The 13271-nt window shown below is 36.1% G+C and carries 9 protein-coding genes and 1 other RNA gene; 2 read left to right on the top strand and 8 right to left on the bottom strand.

The window, feature by feature from the left end; translation table 11 throughout:
- The first annotated feature begins 280 nt into the window (after positions 1–280).
- Positions 281–1420, top strand: coding sequence for a competence protein CoiA (locus tag OC538_RS16415; RefSeq protein ID WP_262177388.1), 1140 nt, complete (start codon positions 281–283; stop codon positions 1418–1420).
- Positions 1421–2581: 1161 nt separating this feature from the next.
- Here the strand turns inward: OC538_RS16415 and OC538_RS16410 are convergent.
- The 8 genes from OC538_RS16410 to ssrA form a co-directional block, all read right to left on the bottom strand.
- A complete protein-coding gene (locus OC538_RS16410; protein ID WP_262177386.1) occupies positions 2582–4597 on the bottom strand; it encodes a hypothetical protein in 2016 nt (671 codons plus the stop codon).
- Positions 4594–5061, bottom strand: coding sequence for a hypothetical protein (locus OC538_RS16405; protein ID WP_262177385.1), 468 nt, complete (start codon positions 5059–5061; stop codon positions 4594–4596). Before OC538_RS16405 ends, OC538_RS16410 begins: the two co-directional genes overlap by 4 nt.
- 4 nt (positions 5062–5065) lie before the next feature.
- Positions 5066–6010, bottom strand: a complete 945-nt coding sequence (locus OC538_RS16400; RefSeq protein WP_262177383.1) for a hypothetical protein — start codon at positions 6008–6010, stop codon at positions 5066–5068.
- A 194-nt stretch (positions 6011–6204) separates the two neighbouring features.
- Entirely contained in the window at positions 6205–6840 is a 636-nt protein-coding gene (locus OC538_RS16395; RefSeq protein ID WP_262177381.1) for a hypothetical protein, read from the bottom strand.
- Between the two features lie 316 nt (positions 6841–7156).
- Positions 7157–7645, bottom strand: coding sequence for a hypothetical protein (locus OC538_RS16390; RefSeq protein WP_262177379.1), 489 nt, complete (start codon positions 7643–7645; stop codon positions 7157–7159).
- Positions 7633–10929 (bottom strand): RecQ family ATP-dependent DNA helicase, encoded by a 3297-nt coding sequence (locus OC538_RS16385; protein ID WP_262177378.1) that lies wholly within the window; start codon positions 10927–10929, stop codon positions 7633–7635. Before OC538_RS16385 ends, OC538_RS16390 begins: the two co-directional genes overlap by 13 nt.
- 537 nt (positions 10930–11466) lie before the next feature.
- Complete coding sequence (locus OC538_RS16380) at positions 11467–11616, bottom strand: hypothetical protein (protein ID WP_262177376.1); 150 nt, start codon at positions 11614–11616, stop codon at positions 11467–11469.
- A 305-nt stretch (positions 11617–11921) separates the two neighbouring features.
- Positions 11922–12249, bottom strand: a transfer-messenger RNA (tmRNA) gene (gene ssrA / locus OC538_RS16375).
- A gap of 124 nt (positions 12250–12373) precedes the next feature.
- Between ssrA and OC538_RS16370 the strand changes: the two genes are divergently transcribed.
- Positions 12374–13243 (top strand): polysaccharide deacetylase family protein, encoded by an 870-nt coding sequence (locus OC538_RS16370; RefSeq protein ID WP_262177374.1) that lies wholly within the window; start codon positions 12374–12376, stop codon positions 13241–13243.
- The last annotated feature ends 28 nt before the right edge of the window (positions 13244–13271 follow it).

The raw sequence follows: 13271 nt of genomic DNA, 5'->3' as shown, positions 1-13271 counted from the left end.
AATTCTAAACTTCTTTAATGATAACCGGGGGTCTGTATTACATTAATATGCTAATTTAAACTTTTCTTGTCCTCAGCCCTAAAGTCTTCTTCTCCTTAGTAATGTGCTGTTTAGGATAAGTTATCCAATAAATCAATAGCTGAAAACTCCGAACCGAAGGGCGAGTTATTCTAGTTAAAGAGTTACTGTACTCCTAATTGTTTTATTTATTAATTTATTTGAAACCTCTGTCTATATCATACGTATAAACTATAATTACTATTTTATAGGAGGGGTTATCTTGAAAGAGGCATGGCATAAAAACGACAGTAAAATTTATATAATTCCACAAAGCTTATCTGAAAGTGAAGTAATGAACCATAAACAAATTGCAAGGAAAGGAACTTTTATATGTCCGTATTGTAAAGCGAAATTGATTGTAAAAAGCGGAGAGGTACTCGGTAACTTCTTTTCTCATCAACACGGTGAAGGATGCGAACCTTCCAAACTAAGTGAGGCACGTTACCGTAAATATGAAAAGCAAAAGAAAAACGATACGCCACGACATCTCCAAATACTAGCTTTAATGAATGATGAACTAGAAGTGCTATCAAGGGTTTATCCACATCTTTCTATCTCATATGGCTATTTAAACTCAGATTTCAAAAAATATATTCCTGATTTAGCATTGAAAATTAATGCTAATAAATATGCTATTACGATTCTCACCAATATAAGTAACTCGACAGATTCATCAATCGCAAAGAGTATTCAACAAGAAAGAATCTATTATAAATCGCTTGGCTTCGATGCATTATTTTTTATAGAGAGGAACAACTTGGGCGTCGATACAAATGGCCGCTCTTTGGTCCTTTGGGCGGCGGAACGAGAGGCTTTATCTACACAGAAAGCGGATTTACATTGGGTAGAATTCCTTTCCAAGTTGGCTCCGATGAATGAACAACAAAAAGTATTAAAGCTCCCTAACACTGAATTGATTGTAAAAAGCATCTTATACATTACACCTGCAAACGAGGAAATTGCTATTGAATCATTTCGCGTGTTGGAACAGAAGAACGCTACACCTGCAAGAGCATACTTTTTAAGTGAACCCTATAAATTAACGTTTTCTAAAGCATTTAAATTAGATAATGATTCACTAACATTATCTGATTTGCAAATCGAAAGCGAACAGCAAAAACAATATGCCGCAACCTTCCAACGAGCTAAGGCATTATATGCTGAAGAACAAGAAAAGCTCATGCGCAGTAACCAAGAGCGAGAAGGGGTTATACGTATCAAGCCGGAATCAAAAATTTGGAAAGGCTATAAAGAAAACAATAAGAGTAATCAGGTAGATTTCAAAAATAATTCCTACAAGAAAGCTACTAAAAACGAAAGAATGGAGATGTTGCGAAGAACTTATAACTCAAATAACTAAATCTAACGAAGAAATAAATCTTATGCTAACATCTTTACAAAAGTTAACTGAACAAGGAAAAAATGTGATATACGATTAATACTTGTATCATTAAGTATCTCTCCAGATAACAGGTCGGAGACTAAGGATCCAGTACCAGGCACTGTTTACATCTGAACTGTTTGGGTGCCTGGCAATTAACACTTGATAGTGATGTTGTAGTATTAAAGAGGTTGCAATTAAGAGCAACAGTACTTTAACTTGATAGCGGCGGAGTCAGTTTGCCAAAAGGAATGATTACAGCCAAGGGAATGTACCCCCTCTGCCATCTTTTTTACCACAGAGTGACAACAGATGTACCAGCGAATGACAAGTAGCTTACCATTGCTCCTTGCATAAGAGACATGTGTACATGATCCACAATAACTGGGAAGGCTGTCGATTCTTATAATCACAACTTTACAACGAGTGGCGGGCATGATAGCATTGGCAGAAAAAACCAGCAAAGTGTTGCTGCTGGTCTCCTGGCTTGGGACTCATGCCCGCAGAGGCTCGGTGTCAAGTTGTTAACCGGTACATTTCGCATTGTGATAATTCCGTTGAAACCGCCCTCTTCCCAGCTAGCACGCCATTTCATTGTAACTGGTACACGAGTAGGCGTTACCAGGTAAATCCCTTGACGTTCAATGGTAAAAAAGATTTCACAAGTGGTAAAATCGGGTGGCCGTAATCAAAAGGAAATGTGAATATCAACGCAAGTAGTCAATTTTACACGTGTAGACGCTATAGTATTAAAGCCCTGAGACGTGGGATAGACTCCCACCGTCTCCCTAATTATTATAAAGATAAAAAGCACAAATTCTCTATATGAGGAATTTGTGCTTCATTTTGTCAATATTCGCCCGCATATTTACATCAATCCAGCCGTCTTGCACGCTCACCTGACATCTCTTTCAACGGCCTCATAACATTCGAATCTCTTATTTGTTAACTTTCTCATGTCCCCGCTTTCTAGTGACGGGTACCAGGCACACGTTTAAGGGTTCAACCCCCGTTCAATATCCCTAGTCCGTTAAATCGCTGATATACCGCCGTTTATTGCTGATATTTATAACGTTTGACTAGGATTAATCAAAAATATAACATCTATTTTAAAGTACAACGTTTTTGCGTCCTGAATTTCTAGTTTGATAAGGGCTTAATAATATAATCTTCTCCCAAGTCAATTACATTTAGATCAAGGTTTTTCGTCATCTCTTTTATCTCTTCTGGTTTAAGTGATGTCCCAATGATAGATTGCATCTTTGTTTTTGATAACACTTCAAAAAGTTGCCTTTGACTTTTTTCATCCATCTGCTGTTGACCTGGCTCATCAAACACGATAAGTCCTGGATGGTTCCCATGAAGCTGTTGACTTGTTTTATAAATAGCAATTACATAAGACCAAATCAGACGAATATTATCACTAGCTGAAGAATCAAATTTGATATCAAAACCGCTAACAACAGGTGTGTATTTATCATATGAAATCATGATATCCTCCGTATTAATACTAGAAAAGTTAAATGTTTCTAATAAACTTAGAAACTCTCTCTCAAAATAGATTAACTTTCTCTTATCCTGCGATGAGAAATAATCTTTCGGCAAATCTCCTTGTCTTTGTAAGTAATCTCGCCACTCTCCTTTAATTACTTCAAAACGCTGTTCTATTTTATCGAAAGAGCTGCTCGCTTCATATAATTTATTTAAATGAATTTTTAATTCTACTAATTTATTCAGCTCAAGCTTAGTCGGCAACTCGGGATTTTCATTTAACTCAGACTTATATAGTCTTAATTCCCTTCTGGCATTTTCAAGGTGACCAGAAATTACAGCTAGCTTTGATTGTTTATTTTGTACGACCTTATGAGATTGCATAATACCAAATATCAACGTCTTGATTTGCTCTTTTATGAAGGTTATATTTTCAGATAAACCCAACGGTTGAATATTTGTTTCAGGTGGCATAAGTGAGTCTTCAACATGTTGGTTACATGTTGGGCAGATACTTAGCGAAAAAGTTGATTCTACATTTGATCCTAGTTTATAAAGTTTTTCAGCTTCTCGGTTTCTTTTTAAATCTAGTTCTAATTTCTTCAGATTTTCATTCATTGATTCTTGGTTGTTTCTTTCTAAATATAAATCCTGTCGTATTGAATTTATTTCACTTTGCAACTGTAATACTAAAAGGTCTTGCTCTTTTACTTTTTTTTCGTATTCGGATGTTACGTCTGATATCTTTACTACACTATATTTTTCTTTTGCTTTTATTGCACCCTCTAATTCAAATATATGGTCATCAATGGATATTAGTTTTTTGTTTTCATCATAAACATTCAAATTTAATTCATCTAAGAGTGTAGGTTTTTCAGGTAAACTTGGAATTTCTGCGTGAATAGTGACTGCTAATTCCTCCACCTCTTGTTTTAAAATGGACCATCTATTAGTTAGTAAAGCTTTCATAATTTTTAATTCTTCACGTTCCTTAGTGTTCATGGTAACATCCATTTTCAATAAAAATTCGAATGCACGCTTAGATAAATCTCTTATTCCAAAACTTCCTGAAATGGGGGAATAAAAGCTACTCCAGCCTTTATTTTGCTCTATGAAAAATAAAGGGAATAGTGTCTGAATGTATAAAATCCTGTCTCCACCTTCGAATGTTGGAACCTGTGGCAATTCCCACTCTATAAAACGGGATAAGAAGGTATGAAATCCTGCGTTCTCTGATGCAGAACCATGCATATGAACGTAAAAGTCTCGGAAATTCACATTATCTTCTTTTGACAATAGAGCTCCAAAATGAATTCTAATTAGTCTTTCATCAAAACCGGATGACTTAATCCACCTAGTAAGTGTAATGATTTCCCCTTTATAATTGGAAATCTCCAACTGTACTTTGGATTCTAAGATAGGAATTTCTTTTCCCTTAAATGACAGCTTGTCCTTTAACGCAGGCTTCATTGTTTTCGCATTTCTTCCACCAAGCATTTCTTCGATTCCTAATATGTATAGGATTGAATTTAGAGTGGAACTTTTTCCTTTTGTATTTCTGGCTCTTAATATATTAAATCCATCTTGGAAAGGAATACTTGCGCCAAATACTCCTTCTGCCGTATCAAGCGTTATCTTGAGGTGATTCAATTTTAATCGATTCATGAGGAATACCTCTCTTTAAATAAATTCAAAATATAAGTATCAGATAGGCTCTTTCTAATTGTTTTCAAGAATTTTTTTTCTTCTAAAAACACATCCTCATTTAATATACTTTGTGCTAAAATCTCCCCTTTTTCTGTTAATGAGAATTTACCAGTCTTATCGTTAAATGAAAAAACTCCCATCGCAACACCCAAGGTTAATGCTCTATTCAAAAAAGGGTCAAAGTGAATAATTGGGAAATAACTTGTTTCCTTTAGTTTGATCAATCGCTCATAGCGGCCTTCATTCTGCAATCCCCAATTAAATAACTGTAATTTTAAAAGCGATGCAGTTTGCTTAGTTGATGAAAGATGCAGGACGAGAATAATCTGTGAAATCCTGTAAATTGGTCGCATTTCGGGAGAGATAGGGACTCTTTTTCTACTAAATCTAATTTCTTTTATTTCATCAAATGGTAGATCCATTATTTTACCCTCCAAAATCTAATGGACAGTCAATTAACCAGCTTGCAATAGCTTCATGACATAAATCGTTATACACTGAGAACTCAAAAATATCATGAAACTTTTCCCCCATAAGTGCTGTCTTATATTTTTCCAAAGTATCATATAGTAACTCTTTTGGTGCTAAATCAGTCAGTAGTACCTCTGCTTCCAAATGACTTGCAATCGAACTCTTTATCTTCACTTGTTTCTCATATGCAGAACTATATGTCTGCTGCATATGATTTAAAATTTCTTGGCCTTTAATATAGTTTCTCACTTGCACATCAATATATTGATTAGTTCTCTTAGATTTGCTTGGCTCGTCTAGACCAAGAAAAAGGCTTCCTATTTTCCTATCCAGTATAGCTATTGATGCCGTTTGGCATTGTTTCCAGTTAATAATCTCATCCTCATCAGGTACTTGGACATTAATATTTATTTTTTCATTTAAAATCTGCTTTGCCTGAATAATTTCTCTTCCGTAAAATAACTCATCATGTGCAAGAACATCAAAAGTGTCATCCAATAGATCTTTCATTGTTTCATTACTTCTATATTCGACAGCTTTTGCATGACAGTGCCTAATCAGCTCTTTATTTGTAATTTTCGGAGTGATAAAAATCCACTTTTTAATTTTTACTCCTTGAAAAAACTTAAGTAATTGGCTCTTGAATTTCAGTAATTTACCTAAGTCTTCAGTAATCTTGTCCCTTTGATGTTCATAGAGTTTACTGGAATCATATTCTTCATCAGGACAATAACATTGAAAAACAATTCCTTCTCTTGTAAAGCCCTCAATACCTAAATCACCATTTGTATGTGCAGTCATCTCTTGATAACCATCAGCTTCATATTTCATCTTTAAAAAGACTTGACAGTGTTCTTCCCAACTGTCTCCATTGTATGTACCAAAAGGTGTTATGATCATATCTATCCTCCACAAAATAAAAAGAGTTATAAGAAAACAATTTATTTACAATGGTACATGATAATCATTTTTTTTGCTTGGGAGTAAGCAAGGATTCAGAAAAGCTAAGACCATATTCGGAAGAGCCTTTCCATAGTGGAATTGACTCGTTCATTTCGGGTGTTTCTAATTCTTCCGTTTAATATTTATGAAAGTTATAATTCTTCCAGTACTTCTCCGACTGTTTTGTACTTCATACCATTTTCATAATAACCATCTATTAAATAAATGATGTTATCCACTTCGTCACGAGATAAATATTTACCCTGATTTTCTGCAATAGCCTCAATTAGATCCCTCTTATCGTAATCCAGCATGAATCTCCAATCATATCCATCAATATCAATCGAGGGTGTCCCCAGGGTATTTAAGCTACCTTTAATTGAATAAGAAATGTCACCCAAGTTGCCATCCGAATTATTCGAATAGCTTCGTGATGCTGCTACCCCCGCTACATAACCTTCAGTGTATGCTGTTTCTTGAACCTTTTGAGCTTCCTCTTCAGCTAGAACATAACCTTCAGTAAAGCCATCTTCGTGTCCATCATTGTATGCTGTTTCTATACTCACTTTAGCCTCCTCTTGAGCTAAAGAAAATCCTTCAGTAAAACCATATTCATGTCCATCATTATATGCTGTTTTCATACTCTCTTGAGCTTCCTCTTCATCCATAGCATATCCTTCTTCATACCCTTGTTTATACCCTTCATCTCTTGCTTTTCCTAAGTCTTTTTCGGAGTAACCACTACAACCTGCAAGTAGAAAGCAAAAAATAATTACTAGCTTTCTCATTTCTCCTCGCCACCTCTTAATATCTCATCCATACCATAAGGGTTTACTAATTATTCACAATAAGTACATCTTAATATATATATCCTATGACTTGGTCTTTAAAAGATAAATAATTGAATAAGAAATACTACCGATGAATGTATAAGATAGGGCCATAACTACTTTCATTTATAAAAAACTACCTGCCGCACAATCATTTTCTTCCGAAGCATCTATTTGCGAAGATATTAGATTATTGTAATGAACCGTCCTCATCCTACGCAGATTCATCAGCTTACGCTCCGAATGCTAGGTTGTTGTTTGTGTTGCCAGTTCACTACTTTATTATTATTAACACAATAATTCCGATTCCAAAAACCGCATTCACACAGAAGAAAACAAAATTTTTGGCTGATAGCTTCTTAAACGCAGCCTGCTGTGTTTCAAACTGATGTTCAATCATACCTTTTGTTAGCTGGTTGAATTCCTTCATTGATTCTAAAAGTTCATTTAGTTGATCATTCTGTCTTTCAAATTGAATGCCAAACTTTTGTGTTAGTTCTTCTTGTTTTCCCTCAATTACTTTTTGCTTTTGTTCGATATTTTGAAGAATTGACTGATAAAGAGCTAGCTTAGAATCAATTATTCCTTGATGTATTACGATACTTTCTTTTGATTGATCTAAAATATTTGTCGTCCGGGTTACTTCTTCTTGAAATTTCTCTATTAGCTCTAAATAATCAGAAGCTTTTTTAACATTGTTCAACTCCTTACCAAAATCCTCTATATATACTTCAAGCAATTCGATTTGTTTTAAATCTCCCACGGATACCCCACTCCTTTCTGTCCTTGTAATTTTGTGTGTAATGCTTTTATCATACAACGGTAACTTGTAGGGTCTTCTAAGGTAAGATGAATTTCTTTAAGATCATCCATTTGATCATAACCATTATCTATTAAGGTTCGGCTCAGTTCATTTCTTTTTTCGTCATCAAAATAACTTTTGGAGGTGTAAAGTATAGAGACAAGCATCTGTTTTCTAACACTATTTTGCAACTTAGATATCTCCCTTATTGCAGATTCCATCCTTTGTTTGCCATCTATAGATTCGAAATTCCCTTGCTGCAATTTAAGCATTCCGGAAATTAAATTTAATGCAGTATTATTGTTCTCGCTTTCCAAAAAACGGCTGCATTGAATCGAAAGATCCTTGAAAGAACTTAACTGACGCTGTTGCAGTTCCTTACCTTCCTCCTGAATAAAGAAGATTTTGTACCAGTCTTTTATTTTCTTTTTATCCCCGACAATCTTTTCCAATAGAAAAATATCATCATTTCTCTTGAAATATGTCGCAAGCTTGTCCTGCATAGTTGCACTGTCTGTGAATTCATCTGCATATTGCTTCATTAATAACAGTGAGCGTTTTCTAGAATAGCTGATATTATCGTTATACCAAGTCAATAGGACACGAAGAGCTTTTTTGATAATCCCCTCATTACTTTCGTGGAAACGCTTTGATAGTTCATTAGTGGAACTTTCATCAGTAATAGAAAAATTGAAATCGTATTTTTGGATATGTGCTTCCAAAGCATTTAACACAATTTCCTCTGTCCAGTCTTCTATCTCAACTTCAATCAATCTTTTGTTCCAATCAATCGTCCAATCTAACGTGATCCCAATAAGAGTGAATCGATAAATGGATCTCTCAATCATCCCCATCTCACTTTCGCTTTTGAATGGAATTAAAATAGTATTTCCGGCATTTAACAGATACCCCTCAAAGAATTTGCAAAGAGCCACGATTTCAGATTCGATATTCATCAATGAATTTCTCAGGAAAAAGAGTGATGTGGTCAAATCACCTGATAACTTTCTTTCATGCAATATCATTCTTTCCACATCCGTCGCCATACCGAAAATGACAACTTCACTTTCACTATCGAGCCTATCGGGGCTATATAGGATAATACATTCTGAGGATTCCCTATCCCGTCCGGCCCTTCCCGCCTCTTGATAAAAGGATTCAAGGGAATTCGGTATACCGTAATGGATTGTTCTTCTAATGTTGCTTTTGTCAACGCCCATTCCAAAAGCTTTTGTTGCTACCAGAACATCAATCTCATCATTCATGAAGGACCTTTGAATCTCATCTTTATATTTATTAAAATTTGCAACTTCAAATTTTTTAGGCTTGCTTCCTGAATAGAAATTAGACTTCATTCCAGTCTTATTCTTGACGGCCAAGCTCAATTCGTAACATCCGGTATTCCTGTTCACTAAAGGTGTAAATACTACGGTCGGTCCTTCTATCTTCTTGTTTTCACCTAGGATCTCAATTAGTTGTTCTGTTTTCTTGTTTCTTGGTACATTTCGGATATCAAAAAGTAATTCTGGTCGTTTAAAATCAGAAATAGTAATGATATTATACGGCTCGATCCCTAACTCGGTCATAACATCCTTTAGCACTTTGGAAGAAGCTGTTGCAGTCAACGCCAAAAACCGTGCTGAAGGCGTATACCGCCTGATCGTATTGGCCAAAGATAGGTAAGCAGTACGAAAATCATGTCCCCATTCCGAAAGACAATGCACTTCATCAATTGTCGCAATTGCGATAGCTTTGCTCCGATTAATTATCTCCAGCTCTTCCCTGAACTTTTTTATTTGAAAACGCTCCGGGGAGATGATTAAGAAAATGTACTTTCCTTTAGAAAAATCATTTAGGATACTTTCTGCTTCTCCTGGAGACAAATCACTATTGATGAAAGCGACATGGCTGATATAGTGCCTTGTTTTCGCATTTTCAATTTGGTCAGCCATTAAGGATTTGATTGGGGCTACTACATAACTGATCGCAGGATGTAATAACGTACAGAGCTGATATGTCAGTGATTTTCCTCCACCAGTTGGCAATAGACCAACTGTGTCCTCTCCATTTAATGAATTTATAATGATCTCAAGTTGTCCGTCTCTGAATTCTTTGTGACCAAAAATATTCTCTAGTAAGAACTTCAATTGTTTTTCATGAAATTCCTTTCTCAACTTGTAGGTAACAGACTCATTTATTTTAACTGAAAAATAATTTGCATTATCGTCAAAATCCGTTCGGATAAAGTAGACATTTTTTTGATGTACCGTTTCATCCCAACGTTTAAATATGTCAAAATCTATATTTATCTGCTCTTGATCAATAGGCAAATCATTAGCATTGTCGAATACCTTAATTTGAATCTCTGGAAATTCAATTTTAATATCAAGAAGAGCAGCGATATTTCCAAGCCATTTTTCTAAGTCAATAATCGCTATCTCCAAAAAACTTTCCGCATCGTGAGCTCGAATATTTAATCGCCATGTTCTATCTTCAAGAGATAGAACTCCTCTATCCAGCAGCTCTAAAATAAGAATTTGTATACGAACAATTGACGATAGCTGTACTTGAGTTTCAATTTGTTCGGGTGATATAGATAAGTACTTTTTATAAACGTTAATCGTCTCTTTATGATCCATATATACTTTTCGGAATTGCTGTTTGAAAGGCTCATAATTTCTCATACGGATTTCGTGTGTTAAGATTCGGATTACTTTGATTCTATTACGGCTGAAGAGATTGTCCCGCTGTTTATCGTGTTTTTTCTGCTGATGCACCTGATGACTGCTTCCATCAACTTCGATTACTGTTCGTAATAACGGAATATAGAAATCGACTTGTTGTCTATGAAAAGCCCCATTTACTTCAGGAAGAATATCATGAATCGGGCATTCTGCAATAATAAGATTTCGTATAAAACCGACACTTTTCAGAATTTCAGGCAAGTCATTATAAAATTGATGTGCCGGGAAGTCGTTTCTACTAACATCACCTTTAATGGTCCGTGTCCAATTAAGATTCTCATCTGATAAAAATGCTACCTTTTCCATATCCTTAAGATAGTCCCGACTTAATCCTAATTGTTCACGAATATAAATAGATGCGATAGTAGGAGCGCCCCGCATAATTATATTTTGTGTGATGCGTATTAGGTTAGAAAAAGTACTATCTATTGGTTGGACAGGGAGGTTCGATATGATAAAATTTGAGTTTGAGTAACAGTAGTTGGCAGTAAACTTGTTCAAGCGGTATCAACTCCCCATCTTTTATATTGCAGTTGCGCTGGGATTAAGTAAATTTAACCACATACATTATGACTATTTTATCATATTTGAGGAATGAATTGGAATACAGGTTATTTACTGCTATTTTGTGCTTCTCAGATTAAATACGGCCCTAACTTAAAATAAAGAAGCATGAACTCTCCATTCCAGAGAGTTCATGCTTCTTTCCATGCTATTTATAATTTTTATGGAGAATGTGGGTGTCGAACCCCTTCCATAAGCTCCAATACTTCAGCGTCTATGCTTGGAAATTGACTATTTGCGATTCGCACTGCATTATGCCGTCCATCAAGGCGTCATGGGCGCTTTCCTGATAATCTCTTGCAACGGCCTCGTAAAATGGATATTGATATGGCAACCAAACACATATATATTGTACCCTTCCTTGTTTAGTTACAATACCAGGAACTCGTATAATTATTTAATTAAAATTGAACAAGTGAACTTAGAATAAGAAAAACATGGGCGATTTTAGTCTTCCTATTTTTTCATTCATAATTATATATCTGTTTGTATTTGCTTTTTCTTCAAATATTCCGCGCGTATTTTTTCAAGGTGCTGCTTTTTATCAATTTTGGCAAGCTTGTTTTTTTCATGATAATTTGTCACAGTCGCTTTACCTTTGTTATCTAATTGATTTTTCCCCACATTGTTCACCTACTCTTCATTTCTCTTCATTACAGATAACCTATCAACAAATATAATGTACCTATTCCAATGAGATATACCTTTTACCTTTATTAGTGTACTGGTTTTGGTGTAGGTACTTTCATTTAAAGGTGCTTAGAACTTTTAGATGAATGAGCATATAATCTTTTTATCCATCCTATAACTTAAAAATAGGGATATTGCCCAAGATCCCAGCTCTCGTTCAATACCCCTATCTTTTTAATCATTGTTACGACTGGGTTTGACTCCCACCGTCTCCATAGTTAAATATGGCTGATAAAGATAGCACGTCCATGGCTCTGCTACTTCAGCGTCTACGCGTGTAGATTGACTACTTGCGGTTCGCGCTGCATTATGCCGTCAATCAAGGCGTCTTGAGCGCTATCCTGGTAGTTTATTGCAACGGCCTCAGGAGGCGACCGTTACCGTATTCCACTAATAGGTGAGCCTAAAAATGCCACATGGGCGATGGAACTGCTAGGCAGATTCAACAGCTTACGCTGCGAATGCGAGGTTGTTGTTTGTTTTGCCAGTTATATTAACTGTCGTTTCTGACGGAGACGATCCCTCCGACGCGCAGCTCAAGCCCAGACCACCCCTGTCGAATCCGTAAAGTCCCCGTTTAGCCTCGTTCACTTCTTTTTGAATAAATAACCCGCTTTCGTCAAAAATAACAATGGTGATATTAAATAGCCTCTGTTATCAACACGAAGGAATACAAAAAGGAGATGAATGGATGAAAGATCTACTATTCAAGTGGTTGTTGGTTACGGGGTTATTATTTAGTTTTCATATAACAGATATCACGACTGTTCAAGCGAATGAGGAACCGTTGGTAAATGTATCGTGGCAATGGCCGAAAGCGGTCATACAAGGTGTTCCTGAAGAGGATTTGCCTGACCTTGACGGAGGATCTGAAAGTTCCGGTCGAGACCCTCAGCAGCCTGTTGACCTAAGAATTTTACAACAGCGGTATCCAGATATATTTTTCTTGCAAGGCCCTACCGATGAAAAACGAGTTGCTTTAACTTTTGATGATGGTCCTGACCCGCGGTTTTCAAATGATGTATTAGATGTATTGAAACAGTACAATGTACCAGCAACATTTTTCGTGTTAGGTTCAAGAGCGGTTGCAAATCCTGAAATTGTCAAGCGCATGCAAAACGAGGGGCATGTAATCGGAAACCATACGTACGCCCATCCTAATCTTGTGGAAGAATCCGACCTCGATACCCTAGAGGGGGAAGTAACTCGAACGGAGGACGCTCTAAACGGTATTATTGGTTACCGGACAAAATTATTTAGACCACCATATGGCTTCTTATACAATGAATTAGTCGAAAAGCTACGCGACATGGACTATTACGTGATTGGCTGGTCGGTTGATTCGTTGGATTGGCAGGAAGACCCGCCGGAAGTTATTGCTTCAAATGTGTTAGACATTATTCATCCAGGCGCGATTATTCTCATGCACGATGGAGCAGAATCGGGTGGAGATAGGACCAATACAATCGAAGCACTTCAACAAATTATTCCGACACTCCAAGGGCAAGGGTACGAGTTTGTCACAGTTCCGGAATTGTTGAATATTCCCTTTAAGAAATAGAAGGTCTCTCTTCTATTTCTTTTATTTC

The sequence above is a fragment of the Saccharococcus sp. Marseille-Q5394 genome (genome assembly GCF_946901335.1).
GTDB lineage: Bacteria > Bacillota > Bacilli > Bacillales_A > Planococcaceae > Sporosarcina > Sporosarcina luteola_C.
This window is presented reverse-complemented; position numbering and strand designations above follow the sequence as displayed.